General features: G+C 68.7%; 18 protein-coding genes. 8 read left to right on the plus strand and 10 right to left on the minus strand.

Annotation, left to right across the window (positions count from 1 at the left end; all coding sequences use genetic code 11):
• Nucleotides 1–106 precede the first annotated feature (106 nt).
• Nucleotides 107–553 carry a hypothetical protein gene (locus tag OVA30_RS06190; protein WP_268174936.1) on the minus strand — a complete coding sequence of 149 codons (447 nt, stop codon included), beginning with the start codon at nt 551–553 and terminating at the stop codon, nt 107–109.
• Nucleotides 554–715: 162 nt separating this feature from the next.
• The gene (locus OVA30_RS06195) at nt 716–964 is read right to left on the minus strand and encodes a hypothetical protein (RefSeq protein ID WP_268174937.1); all 249 of its coding nucleotides are present in this window, start codon (nt 962–964) and stop codon (nt 716–718) included.
• 453 nt (nt 965–1417) lie between these two features.
• Here OVA30_RS06195 and OVA30_RS06200 point away from each other — a divergent pair, with 453 nt between their 5' ends.
• Nucleotides 1418–2248: an FTR1 family iron permease gene (locus OVA30_RS06200; protein WP_003601968.1), complete on the plus strand. Its 831-nt coding sequence runs from the start codon at nt 1418–1420 to the stop codon at nt 2246–2248.
• 108 nt (nt 2249–2356) lie between these two features.
• Here OVA30_RS06200 and OVA30_RS06205 read toward each other — a convergent pair whose 3' ends face one another.
• The 4 genes from OVA30_RS06205 to OVA30_RS06220 all read right to left on the minus strand — a co-directional run bounded on the left by OVA30_RS06205 (nt 2357) and on the right by OVA30_RS06220 (nt 5574).
• The gene (locus OVA30_RS06205) at nt 2357–2830 is read right to left on the minus strand and encodes an arsenate-mycothiol transferase ArsC (RefSeq protein ID WP_012253517.1); all 474 of its coding nucleotides are present in this window, start codon (nt 2828–2830) and stop codon (nt 2357–2359) included.
• A 307-nt stretch (nt 2831–3137) separates the two neighbouring features.
• Nucleotides 3138–3662 carry a UPF0262 family protein gene (locus OVA30_RS06210; RefSeq protein ID WP_003601966.1) on the minus strand — a complete coding sequence of 175 codons (525 nt, stop codon included), beginning with the start codon at nt 3660–3662 and terminating at the stop codon, nt 3138–3140.
• Nucleotides 3663–3791: 129 nt separating this feature from the next.
• On the minus strand, nt 3792–5087 hold the full coding sequence (gene hisD / locus OVA30_RS06215; RefSeq protein WP_268174940.1) for a histidinol dehydrogenase: 1296 nt from the start codon (nt 5085–5087) through the stop codon (nt 3792–3794).
• A gap of 31 nt (nt 5088–5118) precedes the next feature.
• Nucleotides 5119–5574, minus strand: a complete 456-nt coding sequence (locus OVA30_RS06220) for a DUF2948 family protein (RefSeq protein ID WP_003601964.1) — start codon at nt 5572–5574, stop codon at nt 5119–5121.
• Between the two features lie 293 nt (nt 5575–5867).
• Between OVA30_RS06220 and OVA30_RS06225 the strand changes: the two genes are divergently transcribed.
• Nucleotides 5868–6248, plus strand: a complete 381-nt coding sequence (locus tag OVA30_RS06225) for a hypothetical protein (RefSeq protein WP_012253520.1) — start codon at nt 5868–5870, stop codon at nt 6246–6248.
• A 94-nt stretch (nt 6249–6342) separates the two neighbouring features.
• On the opposite strand, the gene murA is transcribed toward OVA30_RS06225, so the two are convergent.
• Nucleotides 6343–7632: a UDP-N-acetylglucosamine 1-carboxyvinyltransferase gene (gene murA, locus OVA30_RS06230; RefSeq protein ID WP_268174941.1), complete on the minus strand. Its 1290-nt coding sequence runs from the start codon at nt 7630–7632 to the stop codon at nt 6343–6345.
• A 191-nt stretch (nt 7633–7823) separates the two neighbouring features.
• Nucleotides 7824–7973 carry a hypothetical protein gene (locus tag OVA30_RS06235; RefSeq protein ID WP_268174942.1) on the minus strand — a complete coding sequence of 50 codons (150 nt, stop codon included), beginning with the start codon at nt 7971–7973 and terminating at the stop codon, nt 7824–7826.
• 587 nt (nt 7974–8560) lie between these two features.
• Between OVA30_RS06235 and hemA the strand changes: the two genes are divergently transcribed.
• Genes hemA through OVA30_RS06250 form a run of 3 tightly spaced genes read left to right on the plus strand, consistent with a single transcriptional unit; the run spans nt 8561 to nt 10659 of the window.
• Nucleotides 8561–9949 (plus strand): 5-aminolevulinate synthase, encoded by a 1389-nt coding sequence (gene hemA, locus OVA30_RS06240; protein ID WP_003601960.1) that lies wholly within the window; start codon nt 8561–8563, stop codon nt 9947–9949.
• A gap of 39 nt (nt 9950–9988) precedes the next feature.
• Nucleotides 9989–10195, plus strand: coding sequence for a hypothetical protein (locus tag OVA30_RS06245; protein ID WP_268174943.1), 207 nt, complete (start codon nt 9989–9991; stop codon nt 10193–10195).
• Nucleotides 10192–10659: a hypothetical protein gene (locus tag OVA30_RS06250; protein ID WP_268174944.1), complete on the plus strand. Its 468-nt coding sequence runs from the start codon at nt 10192–10194 to the stop codon at nt 10657–10659. Before OVA30_RS06245 ends, OVA30_RS06250 begins: the two co-directional genes overlap by 4 nt.
• Nucleotides 10660–10665: 6 nt before the next feature.
• On the opposite strand, the gene OVA30_RS06255 is transcribed toward OVA30_RS06250, so the two are convergent.
• The gene (locus OVA30_RS06255) at nt 10666–11220 is read right to left on the minus strand and encodes a DUF2059 domain-containing protein (RefSeq protein ID WP_268174945.1); all 555 of its coding nucleotides are present in this window, start codon (nt 11218–11220) and stop codon (nt 10666–10668) included.
• A gap of 221 nt (nt 11221–11441) precedes the next feature.
• Between OVA30_RS06255 and OVA30_RS06260 the strand changes: the two genes are divergently transcribed.
• Entirely contained in the window at nt 11442–11747 is a 306-nt protein-coding gene (locus OVA30_RS06260) for an alkylphosphonate utilization protein (protein WP_268174947.1), read from the plus strand.
• Between the two features lie 22 nt (nt 11748–11769).
• Here OVA30_RS06260 and OVA30_RS06265 read toward each other — a convergent pair whose 3' ends face one another.
• Nucleotides 11770–12501 carry an MBL fold metallo-hydrolase gene (locus tag OVA30_RS06265; protein ID WP_268174948.1) on the minus strand — a complete coding sequence of 244 codons (732 nt, stop codon included), beginning with the start codon at nt 12499–12501 and terminating at the stop codon, nt 11770–11772.
• Nucleotides 12502–12884: 383 nt separating this feature from the next.
• Here OVA30_RS06265 and OVA30_RS06270 point away from each other — a divergent pair, with 383 nt between their 5' ends.
• On the plus strand, nt 12885–14051 hold the full coding sequence (locus OVA30_RS06270; protein ID WP_056463679.1) for a helix-turn-helix transcriptional regulator: 1167 nt from the start codon (nt 12885–12887) through the stop codon (nt 14049–14051).
• Nucleotides 14052–14188: 137 nt separating this feature from the next.
• On the plus strand, nt 14189–15571 hold the full coding sequence (locus OVA30_RS06275; protein WP_003606127.1) for a class II 3-deoxy-7-phosphoheptulonate synthase: 1383 nt from the start codon (nt 14189–14191) through the stop codon (nt 15569–15571).
• Nucleotides 15572–15776 lie beyond the last annotated feature (205 nt).

The following is a 15776-nucleotide window of genomic DNA, read 5'->3' on the forward strand; positions in this document are numbered from 1 at the left end:
CTCTAACCCCCCGGTGATTGGCGTAGATTGTGCGCAAGACAGGTTAAGGGCCCGTCTAGAGTCTCATGCCACAACGAGGACGGACGACGCCTCTCGGGCGACGGTCCTACCGGGAACGGGCCGGGACCCGGACCGACACCATCTGCGCGCCGAATTCCCCACCCTCGGAACGGGGTGCCGGATCGGTCCAGATGCCCCTGGAATCCTTCGAGAGGACGCGGGCGCCGTGTCTGCGGGCTGCGGGGCGGAGACCGGAGGACGCGGGCCGCTCGATCACGGTCAGGGTCGGGCGCGCGACGGGTGTGTCGCGGATGCCGGCAGCCGTGGGGATGCCGTAGGTGCCGTAGCCCCAGGCCGGCGGCACGAGGCGGCTCGTGCTGGGAAGGCGCGTGAACGGTGCGCCGAGATAGGCGCCCTCGATCACCGGACCGGCGAAGCGGTATCCGCCCCCGCCGTAGCCGTAGCCATGGCCGTAATAAGGGTCGGCCGCGGCGCCCGAGGCGACGCCGAGTGTGAGCAGGGTGGCGAGACCGGCGGCGAGGGCAGGGCGCATGGGGCAGGGCTTCTCCGGTGGCGCATCGGCGAGACATGCGCGATTCATGAAACCAAATCGGCAGCGCCTATGCTCGTTCCGCTCCCCCCGTCCCGCCAGCCGATGCAGAATGCTGAGACGGGCGCTCTGCCGGCCGATGGCGTCCGGGCCCGTCTTCCGTGTTTAGCGGCAGATCGTGACGCGGCGGACGATCCAGCCCTCGCCCTCGATCCACAGGCGACGGCGCTGCTTGTTGCAGTTGGCGCTCTCCTCGTCGCTGTCCGAGGTCGTCGCGGCCGCCTGGGAGACCTGCGCGGCCTCGGCGACCTGGGTGGTGCTGCGGCCCGTGCCCGGCGCGGCGAGGCTCGGCGTCGCGGTCGGGCCGATCAGGGCGAGGCCGAGGACGGCCGCGGCGGTGGAGTGCGCGTTCATGATATCCTGCCCGCGCGCCGCTGGGGGCGCGCTTCAACGGTTCGGTCGGGGCGGCCGGTGTCCCGCCGTGCAGGCGCCGCCGCATATTGAATCAACAATCCCCAACGTGGCCATTGGGTTTCGCGCGACCTTCCGGAAAACGGCAAAAATTTGTCTGCGTCTCCCTGCGTTGTCGGCGGTGTTGCCTGCGGCGACGGAGCGCGATCCCATGTGCCTGCTGCGATGCTTGCGAGAATGGTGCAAAGGGTTGTACTGGCACGCGAAGCGAAACATCGGGCTTCGTCGTCCGAAACTGGACCGCTCTTCTTGTTAGGAACGTTTCCAAACTGCGTTTTGCATCAAAACAACATTGTATCGTGACAAGTATTCGCGGTGCCGCAAGGAGCGGCATCGCCGTTGAGGCAGACAATTCGCCGGGACGCGGGTTCCGCCGATCGATACGGGAGCAATCGGATGATGGACGGATCGACGTTCCTGCAGGCTTTCATCATTCTGTTCCGTGAGGGACTGGAAGCTCTGCTGGTGATCGCAGCGCTCGCTGCCTTCCTTCGCCGTGCGGATGCGGCGGAGCGGATCGCGCCGGTCTATATCGGGGCGCTCGCCGCCGTCGTCGCCAGCGTCGTCATGGCGTGGGTGTTCGCGACCTTCTACGACGGCAATCACAGCGATCTGTTCGAGGCCGGCGTGATGCTCGCGGCCGCGGTGCTGCTGTTCTACATGAGCGGCTGGATGTTCCTCCGCCAGGACCCGAAGGCGTGGCAGGCGGACCTCAACCGCCTTGCCGAGCGGGCACTCGGCGCGGGCACCATGCTGTCGCTCGCCGGCATCGCCTTCCTGGCGGTGTTCCGCGAGGGCGCCGAGACGATCTTGTTCGTCCACACCCTGGCCAAGACTGCCAACGGCTTCGATGCCGCGTTGCTGGGCGGGCTCGCGGCCGCGACCCTGGCGCTGGTGGCGATGTTCGTGGCGATGCAGTGGCTGGCGCTGCGCCTGCCGCTGCGCCCGATGTTCGTGGTGACCTCGGCCTTCCTGTTCTTCATGGGCCTGCGGATGGTCGGCCAGGCGTTCCAGGAGCTGCAGGAGCAGTCGCTGATCCCCTTCACCACGGACGGCGTGCCCGCCTTCGTCTCGGAATGGGGCCTGAGCAACGGCAGCTGGGAGGCGCTCGGCACGCAGCTCGCGATCCTGGCCGTGGCCGCGGCGGCGGCCCTCGTCAGCCTTCGGCGCAAGGCAGGCGGTGCCACCGAGGCGCGCGAGGGGCGGGCGGTCTCGGCCGCATCCTGATCTTCGCGTCCTGATTTTGGCGATGGGGCTCCCCGCTCGGGGAGCCCTTTTGCTTTCACGCCGCCGTCATCGGCGGCGTTTTCGTTTCAGGGCGAGAGGCCCTGGCCCTCACACCTTCAGCCGGGACTTGATCCGGTAGGTCAGCCCGTCGCGCACGTCGCGGTAGCCGTCGAGGCGCTGCTCGCGGGTGCCCTCCTGCACCAGCGTCGGGTCCGGCGTCGGCCAGTACTCGACATCCGCCGCAAGCGTGTGGGTCAGTTCGAGCGCCCGGTGGTGCGCCTCCGGCGAGAGGGTGATGATCAGGTCGAAGTTCAGCCCCTCCCAATCCTCCAACTGCTCGATGGTGCGCGGCTTGTGGCGGGAGGCGTCGATGCCGATCTCGTCCAGGGCCGCGACCATGAACGGGTCGCTCGGCTCGCCCGAACGCACGCCGGCGGACTGCACGTAGGTGGATTTGCCGAAATAATGGCGCGCGATCGCCTCCGCCGCCAGCGAGCGCACCGCATTGAAGTTGCACATGAACAGGACGGACTGAACCCGCCGCTTCTTGGGCCCGGTCCCGGGGATGGTGTCGTCCGTCATGCCCCGCCCGGGTGCTTCCCACGAAACCCCCGCCGCATCGTCATGCCTGTGGAAGAGCGGTCAACGACCGGAAATCCTGTGGAGCACTCCGAGAGCATCGCCGCGAACGGGCGCCGGCTTGTCGGAAAAGACGATGCAAACACCGTGACCCCTCGCGAAACGCCCACGCCGTCTTGCGCCGATGCACCACGGATCGGGCGTTTCATGAGGTGCTCGCGCACACGCTGATATAGATCCGCTCCGGAATTCCCCAAAGCGTAGCATTCTGCCGAGTGCTCCACCTTCAGGCAGGATAAAGCCGCAATCGTCACCCCTTCCAGTGAAGGGCGAAGATCAGCGTGAACAGGCGCCGCGCCGTGTCATGGTCGAGATCGACCTTGCCTTCGAGGCGCTGCCGCAGCAGCTCGGATGCTTCGTTGTGCAGGCCGCGCCGCCCCATATCGATCGCCTCGATCTGCGTCGGCGAGGCGGTGCGGATCGCGCTGTAATAGCTCTCGCAGATCATCTCGTAGTCGCGGATGACCCGGCGGAACGGAGTGAGCGAGAGCAGGTGGGTCATCACCGGCTCGCCCGCCTCGGTCGCGATCGCGAAGGACAGCTTGTTCTCGACGAGGCCGAGGACCAGCCCGTACGGGCCCTCGTCGCGCTCGGGGATCGTGAAGGAATTTTCCTCCAGGATGTCGTAGATCGCGATGGCGCGCTCGTGCTCCTGGTCGGGGTTGCCCCGGCCGATCGAGCCCTCGTCGAAACGCACCGCCGCGAGCCGGTTTCGCGGCTTTGCCGGTGCCTCGCCCTGCGCGTCTTGCGCCCCCTGCTTCGGTTCGGCCTTCATCGCCGGCGCCTTCTCGCGTCGGCACCCGAATCCGGGCGCCTTGTTTCCGTCACATGAGCCGCAAGCCGGGCCCGCACGCAAGCGCTCCGGGCGATCGATCCGAAACGTGATCCCGGCCGGTCGGAAGCCCTAGAGGTTGAGCCGGATCGATACGGAGCGGGCATGCCCGTCGAGACCCTCGGATTCGCCGAGAGCGATCGCGGCGGGCCCGAGCGCCCGCAAGGCGGCCGGATCGCAGCGCAGGATCGAGGTGCGCTTCATGAAGTCGAGCACTCCGAGCCCCGAGGAGAACCGCGCCGAGCGAGCGGTCGGCAGGACGTGGTTCGGACCGCCCACGTAATCGCCGATGGCTTCGGGCGTGTGCGCGCCGAGGAAGATCGCCCCCGCGTTCCGGATTTTCAGCGACAACGCATCGGCGTCCTCGGTCTCGATCTCGAGATGTTCGGGCGCGATGGCGTCGACGAGCGGCACCGCCTCGTCGAAATTTTGGACGCGGATGATCGCGCCGTAATCGCGCCAACTGGCGCGGGCGATCTCGGCCCGCTTCAGGGTCGCGAGCGCGCGCTCGACCGCGGCCTCAGTCGCGTCGGCCAACTCGTCCGAATCGGTGACGAGCACGGCCTGCGCCGCGGTGTCGTGCTCGGCCTGGGCCAGCAGGTCGGCGGCGATCCAATCGGGGTTGGCGTGGCGGTCGGCCAGGATCAGCACTTCGGAGGGGCCGGCGATCATGTCGATGCCGACCTGTCCGAACACCCGGCGCTTGGCCGCCGCGACCCAGGCATTGCCGGGGCCGACGATTTTGGCCACCGGCGCGATGGTTTCCGTGCCGTAGGCAAGTGCGGCCACCGCCTGCGCTCCGCCGACCCGGTAGATCTCGGTGACGCCGGAGAGTTTGGCCGCGGCCAGCACCAGCGGGTTGAGCTGGCCCTCGGGGGTCGGCACCACCATGACGATGCGCGGCACGCCCGCGACGCGGGCCGGCACCGCGTTCATCAGCACCGAGGAGGGATAGCTCGCGGTGCCGCCGGGCACGTAGAGCCCGACCGATTCGATCGCGGTCCAGCGCCAGCCGGCGGTGACGCCGAGATCGTCGGTGGAGAGGTGATCCTCGGGGATCTGGCGGCGGTGATAGGCCTCGATCCGCTCGGCCGCGAGAGCCAGGGCGGCGCGAGCCTCGGCCGGGCAGGCGTCCACCGCCGCCTCCACCTCTTCGGCGGTGATGCGCAGGGAGGCCGGCGCGAAATCCTGGCCGAGCCGGTCGAACCGGCGGGTGTAGTCGACGAGCGCCGCGTCGCCGCCGGAGACGACCCCCGCGATGATGCCGCGCACGGTCTCGTCCACCTCCTCGGAGATTTCGCGCTTGAGGCCGAGCAGGCGCTTGAACGCCTCCGCGAAATCGGGAGAGCGGCTGTCGAGACGGATCATCGGGCGATATCGGCGGTTCGGGGGAGGGGGATCACGGGCGGTTCTCGACGAGGTTGCGCACGGCCTCGTGGTCGGGGCGGCCATCGGCTTCCCAGACGGGGCCGAGATCCTTCAGGCGCACCTCGATGCATTCGAGTTCGAGCCGGATCGCGGCTCCGCCCGAAAAGACCAGGGTCGCGACGCCGGAAGGCGCCTCGGTTTCCTCGAAGGTGATTGCCAGAAGGCTCAAGGGATCGCCGGAGGTCGCCCCCGGCGTGATGCCCTTGGTCTTCACGGAGAGCACGCGTTCGAAATGCAGGCCCGACAGGCGTCGCCGGGGCGGCTGACCCGGCGGCACCGACCAGTCGAAACGGCGCGCCGCCAGGGCGAAGCGGTGCTCGCCCGGCAGCCACGCGAGATCCTCCGCCCGCAGGATCGCATCCTGAAGGTGGGCGGAGATTACGGCGAGATCCTCGGCATCGAGGGCAGCGAGCTTGAGAAGCTCCATCATGACGCTCCGAGCTCTCCGACCGAACGCGCGGCGAGCGGATTTCGAGGCGTAGGTAGCGACGCGACCCGCCTGCGGCAACCGGCAGCCGGACGGGTCGGAGCGCGTTTCGGCGACCCGGAGGCCGGTTCGGCATCGGAAAGACCGCCCCGCGCAGGAGCGCGAGCCATGCCCGGCGCGTCATGTCCGAGCCGCGATAACAGGCTGCGGTTCTTTTGGGCTCATCGTGCGTTCATGAGCGCATGGCTAAGGTCAGCGTGACTTTTCCAAGTCATCCGGAGGGGATGCGGACGATGCAAAACGGAGTTCTGGCCATAGGGCGCACCTTGGGGGTCGTCTTGGCCCTCGGGTTCGTGGCGAGCCCGGCGAGCGCCCAGTCTTATCGCGATGGCTATGACGGTCCGCGCCGCTACGACGACGGCTACAGCCGCCGCTCCCGCGATGACGACGACGGTTATGGTCGGCGCCGCTACGGCGATGATGGTGGCCGGCGCCGCCGCTTCGACGATGAGGACGAGGGTCCGCGCTTCCGGGGGCCGCCCCGCGGCGGACGCGGCGGCAGCGTCTGCATCACCGCCCGCGGCAGTTGCGCGACAGGCTTCGCTCCGCCGAACGCACCCTGCGCCTGCGATATTCCCGGCTTCGGCGTGAAGCGCGGCGCCATCGCTCGCTGACCCCTCGGATCGTCTTAAAACAGTCTCGGCCTGCACCGCGCGGTGCAGGCCGTTTTCGTGTGGGGCCGAGCGGTAAGATGGGCGCGGGGCGCCGTCAGGCCCGCACGCGCTCGATCTGCGCGCCGCAGCGGGCGAGCTTGGCCTCCAGGGCCTCGAAGCCGCGATCGAGGTGGTAGACGCGGTTGATCTGCGTCTCGCCTTCCGCGGCGAGCGCGCCGATCACCAGCGAGACCGAGGCGCGCAGGTCGGTGGCCATGACGGGCGCGCCCTTCAGGCGCTCCACGCCCTCGACCACGGCGAGATCGCCGTCCAGGCGGATCCGCGCGCCGAGGCGGGCCAATTCCTGCACGTGCATGAAGCGGTTCTCGAAGATCGTCTCGCGGATGCGCGACTGGCCCTTGGCCAGCGTCATCAGCGCCATGAACTGCGCCTGGAGGTCGGTCGGGAAGCCGGGGAACGGGTCGGTCGTCACGTCCGCCGGGCTGATGCCGCCGCCGTTGCGGCGCACGCGGATGCCGTCGGGCAGGGCCGTGACCTCGGTGCCGGTGGAGGCCAGCGTCTCGAGGGCCGAGGCGAGCAGATCGGTCCGGGTGTTGACCAGGGAGACGTCGCCCCCGGTCATCGCCACCGCCATGGCGTAGGTGCCGGTCTCGATCCGGTCCGGCAGAACCTCGTGCCGGGTGCCGCCGAGGCGTGCCACGCCCTCCACGACGATGCGGGAGGTGCCGGCGCCCTCGATCCGCGCGCCCATCTTGATCAGGCACTCGGCGAGATCGACGACTTCCGGCTCGCGGGCGGCGTTGTCGAGCACCGTCGTGCCGTAGGCGAGTGCGGCCGCCATCAGGGCGACATGGGTGCCGCCGACCGTGACCTTGGGGAAGTCGATCTCGGTGCCGCGGAGCCCGTTCTTCGTCGTCGCGACCACGTAGCCGCCGTCGATCTCGATCTCGGCGCCGAGCTTTTCCAGCGCCATGAGCAGCAGGTCAACCGGCCGGGTGCCGATGGCGCAGCCACCGGGCAGCGATACCTTGGCCTCGCCGAAGCGGGCCAGCAGCGGCGCGATCACCCAAAAGCTCGCCCGCATGGTCGAGACGAGTTCATAGGGCGCGGTGGTGTCGATGACGTTCGAGGCGGTGAGCCGGACGGTCTGGCCGGTCTCGGCGGTCTGCCCCGGCCGCTTGCCGACGACCATGTGATCGACGCCGTGATTGCCGAGGATGCGCGTCAGAGCCGCGATGTCGGCGAGCCGCGGCACGTTGATGAGTTCCAGCGTCTCCCCGGTGAGAAGGCTTGCGATCATCAGCGGCAGCGCCGCGTTCTTGGCGCCCGAAATCGGGATCGTGCCGTTGAGCGGCGTGCCGCCGGTGATGTGGATGCGGTCCATCGGAATCCTCGGAGCACCCCCGTTCCGATCGCGGAGGTCGCCTTGCGTGCCGGGCGCGAGCGCCCCTTGTTCAGGGTGGAGGTATAGGCGGTATCCGGCAAAAAGAAGAAGCGTGGCCGTTCGGTTCCATCCCGCGTCCGAAGCATCGCTCCAATAACGTGGCGCAGGGGAGGCAAGTCGGGCGGCGGGAGCTAGCTCTTCTCGGTCGGTTCGGCCGGCTGCGCCTTCGTGGGCTCGGGTGCGTCGTCGGCCCGGCTCCGGGCTTGCGCCTTGCGGCGGCGCAGGTTGTCGCGCAGGGCCGCTTTGAGGCGGGCGGCGCGCTCCTCGTCTTTGGTCGCCATCTCGCGTTCCGAAACGATTTCACCCGGCGGAGCGCCCGTCGCCGCCGATGCGTGCGCTTGGCCATCTCGGGAAAGGCCGTATCCCGATTTTATCCCCTTCGCCAGCGCATCGGCCGCCGAGCATGGGCCTCGCTTCACACCGCGACCCATCGTCACCCAAGGCGGGGTTCATGGGCGAATCACCGCGCGTCGGTTCTCGCGTGCGTTGCACGAGGTCGTGCTACGACGGCATCTGAGAGCGAGCATTCGATGATCGAGCCCGGATCCGGGCAAGATCGAAGGGCCCTTCGCGCCTGTGCAAAGCAGGAATGTCTCGAACTCACCTTGAACCAGTTCGAAATTACCTCCTATCTTGCGGTCACGGCGGCGCCGGCGAGGGACTTGTCCCGGACGGAATGCGAAAGCCGCCGGTCGGACGATGACGCGCGGCGAAGGCTGTGCCGCTCCCTGGGGGCTGAACCCCGGGAGATCACCGCCCCGGCCGCGAACGGTTCGGCCACGCTCTCCGGGGTAGGGTCCGGGCCCGAATTCTTTAAACCGAGGCGTCCCAAGAAGAACGCCCGGCCAGCCGAAAGCGTCGAGGACGGATGCCCGTGAACCTGATGCCTGTGAACGCGGCCGACAGCGCCAGCCTGACCGACGAGTCGATCGTCGGCGGCGATGGCGGCGTGGACGATTCCGGTGCTAGCAATGGCCGGGCCAAATTCGAGCGGCCGCCGGTGCGGCCCGCCGGGCCGCGTACGGATTACGACGGCCATTTCCGTGCCGCCCTCGACCGGCTGCACAGCGAGCGCCGCTACCGCGTCTTCGCCGACATCGAGCGGATCTCCGGCCGCTTTCCGCAGGCCACGTGGCGGCGCCCGGAGGGCGGCAACCGCGAGATCACCGTATGGTGCTCCAACGACTATCTCGGCATGGGCCAGCACCCCGAGGTCGTCGCGGCCCTGACCGACACGGCCGCACGCTGCGGCGTCGGCGCCGGCGGCACCCGCAATATCGCCGGCAACAACTCGCCGCTGGTCGATCTGGAGCGCGAACTCGCCGACCTGCACGGCAAGGAGGCGGGCCTCGTCTTCACCTCGGGCTATGTCTCGAATCAGGCCGGCATCTCGACCATCGCGAAGCTGCTGCCGAACTGCCTGATCCTGTCGGACGCCTTCAACCACAATTCGATGATCGAGGGCGTGCGCCATTCCGGCTGCGAGAAGCGCGTCTTCCGCCACAACGACCTCGAACATCTCGAGCAACTGCTCGCCGAGGCCGGCGACCGGCCCAAGCTGATCGCCTTCGAGTCGGTCTACTCGATGGATGGCGACGTGGCGCCGATCGCCGCGATCTGCGACCTCGCCGACGCCTACGGCGCCATGACCTATCTCGACGAGGTCCATGCGGTCGGCCTCTACGGCGAGCGTGGCGCCGGCATCGCCGAGCGCGATCGGGTGATGCACCGGGTCGATGTGATCGAGGGGACGCTCGCCAAGGGCTTCGGCTGCGTCGGCGGCTACATCACCGGCACGGCGACCCTGTGCGACGCGGTTCGCAGCCACGCGGCCGGCTTCATCTTCACCACGGCCCTGCCGCCGGCCGTCGCCGCGGCGGCGCGCGCCTCGGTGCGCTACCTCAAGCGCTCGAAGACCGAGCGCGAGGCGCATCAGCGCCAGGCCGCCCGCACCAAGGCGGCGTTGGAAGCCGCCGGCCTGCCGGTGCTGCACACCGAAACCCACATCGTGCCGCTGATGGTGGGCGACGCCGAGCTGTGCAAGGCGGCGGCCGACCACCTGCTGGAGCACCACGACATCTACATCCAGCCGATCAACTATCCCACCGTCCCGCGCGGCACCGAGCGCCTGCGGATCACGCCCTCGCCCTTCCATGACGACGAGCGGATCGGTGCGCTGACGGCCGCGCTGGTGGAAACCTGGGATACCCTGGATCTGCCGCGGGCCGGGACGGTGTTCGCCGCAGCGGCGGAGTAGCCTTTTCGCGAAGGCCGCGGCATCGGCTACACTGTCCGCATGGCCCTGGCCTTCGACCGCACCCGCCTCCTCCAGGCCTTTGAGCTGCTGGGCGCGGATCTGTCCGCGCGGGGGCTGTTCGTCGAACTCGCCGTCTACGGAGGCGGGGCGGCGCTGCACGACCTGTACGTCTCCGTCTACGACGAGACGCCACCCGATGAGGCGAGCCTGCGCTTCCGGTCGGTGCTTCAGGATGGCCCACGATGAGGCTGGCCTCCTTGCGCGAGGTGGTCGAGCGGGCGCGCGCGGATGGCGATTGGGATCACCACCTCCAGAACTTCCTCGACGCCTTCTACGCGCTCGACGGCGACATCACCGCCCAGGGGGCGATGATCGCCGAGGATCCGGGCTTTCTGGGAGACGCGCGGCCCGATGCCTTCCTCGGCGGGGTCGGCGAGCATCTCGCCCGGCGCTGGCGGCTGCCGTTCATCCCGGCTTGGGTCCGGCACGAGGCGCGCTACCTCGACACGGCGATGTTCGTGCCCGACGAGCGCAATCTGCGCAATTACCTGCTCTGCGTCAGCCCGGTCTCGTTCCGGCCGCGGCTGATCTTCACCGGGCCGGACCCGCTCCAGCGCGCCCGCTTCCCCTATCACCGCGGCGTGGTGCGGATGCCCCTGACCTTCCCGCAGGGGCCCGCGGCCGCGGCCTTGTTCGAGCCGGAGCGGTGAGGGGGCTCAGCGCCGCTTGACCTCGTTCGACCAGCCATGCGCCGCGGCGGCCTTCTCGACCTTCTCCTTGAGCTGCGGCAGCAGCGTGCCCATCCATTGCTGCATCCCCGTCAGCATCGCCTGGCTCAGTTGCGGCTGCGCCTTCACGAGGTTCTTGCCCGCCGGCGTGGCGTAGAAGCCGGCGACCGCCTTCAGATCATCCTTCGAGAGGACGGAGGCGAAGCTGAGGGCCTGGATCGCGAGCAGGTCGTCGTAATTCTCCGAGAGCGTGGGCATGACGACCTCGTCCACCATCACCTGGGCCTTCTTCGGGTCCGTGAGACCCATTTGCTGCATCACCCCGGCCATCGGCGCCTTCATCGCCGCGAGCACCGCGGCCCGGTCCCCCTGCGCCGCGGCGACGACCTCGCGGGCGGCGGCCAACCGTTCGGGATCGGCGGTGACAACCGGGGCGGCCGGTTGGGCGGGTGCCTGCGCCGAGGCGGGAACGGTGCCCGCGACGAGGGCCGGCGCACAGAGCAGGCCGAGGCCGAGCAGTCCGGAGAGCATTTCCTGGCGCATGGTCGGTGTGACTCCGGTCGTAAACATGGGGTCGGGCTGTTTGCCCGAATGGGATGACACGCAGGTAACGGTGATCCTGCGAACACCCGCTGCCAACTCGCGGAACGGTAGTCGGTTCGGAGCTATGCTCGCAACGCGCTTGTCGGCCTGCCCAAGGCGCCGCTATCCCAAGGCACCGCTATGGCCGCGCTCACGGTGGCGTGACCGCCAGGAGCCAGACGATGCCGGATACGGACGACACCTACATCTACGACGAAGCGCTCGGTGAATGGCGCCCCGCTGGCGCGGCGGCGGCCGAGACGCCGGCTGGGCGGGCGCCTGTCCGCGACGCCGCGGGCAACATCCTGGCCGACGGCGATGCGGTCACCCTGATCAAGGACCTCAAGGTCAAGGGCGCGAACCAGACCCTGAAACAGGGCACCGTCATCCGGTCGATCCGCCTCACGGACAATCCGGAAGAGATCGATTGCCGCCACGACAGCATCAAGGGCCTCGTCCTGCGCACGGAATTCGTGCGCAAGCGCTGATCGCGCGCAGCGAGGGGCGGGGTCAAAAGGTGAGGACGAGTCCGTCCTCGGCCGCGATGTAACCGTCCGGCGGGTGAGCGATCATCTCCGGGCTCATATGCGTGAGCATCAGCCGCTTCGGGGCGATCTCGGGCAGGCGCCGCTTCAGCGTCGCCCAATCGAGGTGGAACTTCACCGGACGCTCCACGGTGTAGCCCTCGGCGATCATCAGGTCCGCCCCGCGCCCCGCGGCGACGATGTCCTCCACCCACTCGGTGTCGCCGGTATAGCTGACGACCTTGCCCGCTGCCTCGATCTGTAGGGCGTGCGCGGGCGCGCCCGAGGGGTGGCGCATGGTGAAGGCGGTGGCCCGCACGCCCCCGGTCTCGACCGGGCGCCCGGCTTCCATCTCCACGACCTCGACTGGGAATCGGCGCTCGGCCGTGCTGGAGCCGGGAAACAACACCTCCATCGCCGCCGGAAGGCGCTCGGCCGTGCCCGGCGGCCCGACCACGGTCAACGGCTCCGTGCGCCCGCTGACGAGCTGCCCGTCGAGGATCAGCCAGGGCAGGCCGCCGAAATGGTCGCTGTGGAGATGGGTGAGGAACACCGTGCGGATGCGGTTCGGCTCGACGCCGAATCGCCGGATCGCGATGAGCGCGGAGGCGCCGCAATCGATGAGGAAGGCGCCGCCGGGCACATCGACGTGGAAGCAGGTGTTGAAGCGCCCGCCCGAGCCGAACGCGTCGCCGCAACCGAGAACGTGGAGCCGCATGGATCACTCCCCCCTGCCTTGTCGATCCCGGCAGGGGATCTCGGTCACCGGGCGCCGCGATCAATCGTCCCCGGCCGGCATTGATCGCACTCATTCTCCGGAGGGCGTCTCTCGCGTGTCGGCGAGACGCCGGCCCGCTGTCCACGAAGACAGATTTCATTGCATTTGTTAATCGGCTAAAAAGGGGGATTCAGCATGACATACTGATTTTAATTTCCCGTTAGGGGACTGGAGTCTGGCCATGTGCAGGTTGTGATTGCTTTTCTGGGGACAAGATCCGACAAAATACTGTTCCAGCAAGCCCAATGCTGTATCCCGCGGCCTGCGGAGATGGCAAATTCCGACCCTGTGACCGCGTTCGTTCCATTGCTTTCGCTCGATTCATGACGATCCATTCCCACCCCTTTCCCTCCGCCATCCGCTCGGCCTCGATCGAGCCGGCTGCCGCCCTGTCGGCCGAGGGCGCCGCCCTGATCGACCGGATCTACGAAGCGGCGGCCTTGCCCGAGCTGTGGCGCGAGGTGCTCGTCGAACTCGCCCGCTTCGCCGGCGCCCCGCAGGCGGTGATGATCGTCTCGACCGGGACGCACTTTCGCGACTTCGTTACGACGTCGCCGGAGTTCGACCCGTTGGTGATCGATCATTTCGAGCGCTTCCCCGACAACGTCCGCATCGGACGCCTGTTGGCGCTGCGTCATCCCGGCTTTCTCAACGACCTCGACGTCGTGACGGAGGAGGAGATCGCGACGCTGCCGCTCTATCAGGACTTCCTGATCCCCCGGGGCTACGGCGCGGGTACCGCGACGGCCGTGCTGGTGCCGAGCGGCGACAGCGTCATCGTCCATTGCGAGCGCGCCCGCGCCGAGGGCGATTTCGGACCGCAGATTCTGTCCGCGCTCAACAGCCTGCGTCCCCATCTTGCCCGGGCCGCCCTGCTCTCCGCACGCCTGGAAATGGAGCGGGTCTCGACCACCACCCGGACGCTCGAAGCGCTCGGCCTGCCGGCGGCCGTGCTCGGAAGCGGCGGGCGGGTCATCGACGCCAATCCGTCCCTGGTGGCGATGATGCCTCACACCCTCAGCGACCAGCCCTTGCGGCTCGCCGTCGTCGATCCGGCTGCCGACAGGCTGCTGCGCGAAGCCGTGGCACAATCCGCCTCGCCGCAGGCGATGCCGGTGCGCTCGATCCCGATCGCCGCGAGCGGTGAGCGTCCCCCGGTGATCCTGCATCTCGTGCCGATCCGCGGTGCGGCCCACGACGTGTTCGTCCGCGCCCGCTTCGTGCTGATCGCCACCCCCGTCGTGGCCCAGGACGTGCCGAGTGCGGATGTGGTCCAGGGCCTGTTCGACCTGACCCCGGCCGAGGCCCGGCTCGCCGCCCTGATCGCGGCGGGCGATGCTCCGGCTCCGGCCGCGGCCAAGCTCGGGATCACCCCCAGCACCGCCCGCTCGGTACTCCGGCGCATCTTCCAGAAGACCGGCGTGTCGCGCCAAGCCGAGCTCGTCGGCCTGCTCGCCGGCCGGGGGGCCGGGTCGGGATTGCGCGAATAGCGGCCGATGCGTCGGCCGATACTCAGCTATGGCGTCGGCCAACTCGCAACTTCTGAAAAACCGCTCTATAAGCCCGGCTTCGCGCGAGGCGGGAGGGCCCGCGCGCATCACCCGATCGGGTGAGCGGAGAGAGTATCATGGCCGAGCGGTGGACCCCCAAAACCTGGCGCAACCTGCCGATCCAGCAGGTCCCGTCCTATCCGGACGCGGGCGCTCTCCAGGCCGTCGAGGCGCAACTCGCGAGCTTTCCGCCGCTCGTTTTTGCCGGTGAGGCGCGCAAGCTGAAGGCGGCCCTGGCGCGCGTCGGGGCGGGCGAGGCCTTCCTCCTGCAAGGCGGCGACTGCGCCGAGAGCTTCGACGAGCACTCGGCCGACAACATCCGCGACTTCTTCCGCGTCTTCCTGCAGATGGCGATGGTGCTCACCTTCGCGGGCGGCTCGCCCGTGGTGAAGGTCGGCCGCATTGCCGGGCAGTTCGCCAAGCCGCGCTCCTCGCCGACCGAGACGCTCGACGGCGTGGCGCTGCCGAGCTACCGCGGCGACATCATCAACGGCCTGACCTTCAACGAGGAGGCCCGGATCCCCGATCCGCGCCGCCAGCTCGAAGCCTACCGGCAGTCGGCGGCGACGCTGAACTTGCTGCGCGCCTTCGCCACCGGCGGCTACGCCAACCTCGAGAACGCGCATCGCTGGATGCTCGGCTTCGTCAAGGACAGCCCGCAATCCTCGCGCTACCGCGATGTGGCCGAGCGGATGTCGGACGCGCTCGACTTCATGCGCGCCATCGGCATCAACCCGGAGACGCACCAGGAGGTCCGCACCACGGACTTCTACACCAGCCACGAGGCGCTGCTGCTCGGCTACGAGGAGTCGCTGACCCGCGTCGATTCGACGAGCGGGGACTGGTACGCCACCTCCGGCCATATGCTCTGGATCGGCGACCGCACCCGCCAGCCGGACCACGCCCACGTGGAATATGCCCGCGGCATCAAGAACCCGATCGGCCTGAAATGCGGGCCCTCGACCACGGCCGAAGGGCTGATCCGCCTGATCGATCTCCTCAACCCGGAGAACGAGGCCGGGCGCCTCAGCCTGATCTGCCGCTTCGGCGCGGATAAGGTCGGCGACCATCTGCCGGGGCTGATCCGCACGGTGCAGCGCGAGGGCCGCAACGTGGTGTGGGTCTGCGATCCGATGCACGGCAACACCATCGCCGCCGGCCGCTACAAGACCCGGCCGTTCGAGCGGGTGATGCAGGAGATCGAGGGCTTCTTCGGCGTGCACCGCGCGGAAGGCACGATCGCCGGCGGCATCCATCTGGAGATGACCGGCAAGGACGTGACCGAATGCACCGGCGGCGCCCGTGCGCTGACGGCGGATGACCTTCAGGACCGCTATCACACCTACTGCGACCCGCGCCTCAACGCGGAGCAGGCGCTGGAGGTGGCGTTCCTGACCGCCGAACTGGTGAAGCGCGAGCGCGCCGAGATCGAGCGCCCGCGCCTCGACGCGGCGGAGTAGGCCCGGTCTGATCGGATCGGAATGCGATGGGGCGGGTGCGATCATGCAGGATCGCGCCCGCCTTTTTCGTTGTGCGAACCCATGTGCAGCGAGGGCCGCCTCCGCCCCGACGCGCAGCCGACAAAAGATTCGGCGAAGCACCACATCGGCGCGCGTCAAGAATGTTTCTCGCGCCCGAGCTTGGTTATCATCCTCTTAAGTGATC

The sequence above is a fragment of the Methylorubrum sp. SL192 genome (genome assembly GCF_026672325.1).
GTDB lineage: Bacteria > Pseudomonadota > Alphaproteobacteria > Rhizobiales > Beijerinckiaceae > Methylobacterium > Methylobacterium extorquens.

Coding starts and splice junctions, on each gene's coding strand:
- OVA30_RS06190 (WP_268174936.1), bottom strand. CDS start 553: ATGCGCCCTGCCCTCGCCGCCGGTCTCGCCACCCTGCTCACACTCGGC.
- OVA30_RS06270 (WP_056463679.1), top strand. CDS start 12,885: ATGACGATCCATTCCCACCCCTTTCCCTCCGCCATCCGCTCGGCCTCG.
- OVA30_RS06255 (WP_268174945.1), bottom strand. CDS start 11,220: ATGCGCCAGGAAATGCTCTCCGGACTGCTCGGCCTCGGCCTGCTCTGT.
- OVA30_RS06235 (WP_268174942.1), bottom strand. CDS start 7,973: ATGGCGACCAAAGACGAGGAGCGCGCCGCCCGCCTCAAAGCGGCCCTG.
- OVA30_RS06265 (WP_268174948.1), bottom strand. CDS start 12,501: ATGCGGCTCCACGTTCTCGGTTGCGGCGACGCGTTCGGCTCGGGCGGG.
- OVA30_RS06245 (WP_268174943.1), top strand. CDS start 9,989: ATGGCCCTGGCCTTCGACCGCACCCGCCTCCTCCAGGCCTTTGAGCTG.
- OVA30_RS06260 (WP_268174947.1), top strand. CDS start 11,442: ATGCCGGATACGGACGACACCTACATCTACGACGAAGCGCTCGGTGAA.
- murA (WP_268174941.1), bottom strand. CDS start 7,632: ATGGACCGCATCCACATCACCGGCGGCACGCCGCTCAACGGCACGATC.
- hisD (WP_268174940.1), bottom strand. CDS start 5,087: ATGATCCGTCTCGACAGCCGCTCTCCCGATTTCGCGGAGGCGTTCAAG.
- hemA (WP_003601960.1), top strand. CDS start 8,561: ATGCCCGTGAACCTGATGCCTGTGAACGCGGCCGACAGCGCCAGCCTG.
- OVA30_RS06250 (WP_268174944.1), top strand. CDS start 10,192: ATGAGGCTGGCCTCCTTGCGCGAGGTGGTCGAGCGGGCGCGCGCGGAT.
- OVA30_RS06195 (WP_268174937.1), bottom strand. CDS start 964: ATGAACGCGCACTCCACCGCCGCGGCCGTCCTCGGCCTCGCCCTGATC.
- OVA30_RS06205 (WP_012253517.1), bottom strand. CDS start 2,830: ATGACGGACGACACCATCCCCGGGACCGGGCCCAAGAAGCGGCGGGTT.
- OVA30_RS06200 (WP_003601968.1), top strand. CDS start 1,418: ATGATGGACGGATCGACGTTCCTGCAGGCTTTCATCATTCTGTTCCGT.
- OVA30_RS06275 (WP_003606127.1), top strand. CDS start 14,189: ATGGCCGAGCGGTGGACCCCCAAAACCTGGCGCAACCTGCCGATCCAG.
- OVA30_RS06225 (WP_012253520.1), top strand. CDS start 5,868: ATGCAAAACGGAGTTCTGGCCATAGGGCGCACCTTGGGGGTCGTCTTG.
- OVA30_RS06220 (WP_003601964.1), bottom strand. CDS start 5,574: ATGGAGCTTCTCAAGCTCGCTGCCCTCGATGCCGAGGATCTCGCCGTA.
- OVA30_RS06210 (WP_003601966.1), bottom strand. CDS start 3,662: ATGAAGGCCGAACCGAAGCAGGGGGCGCAAGACGCGCAGGGCGAGGCA.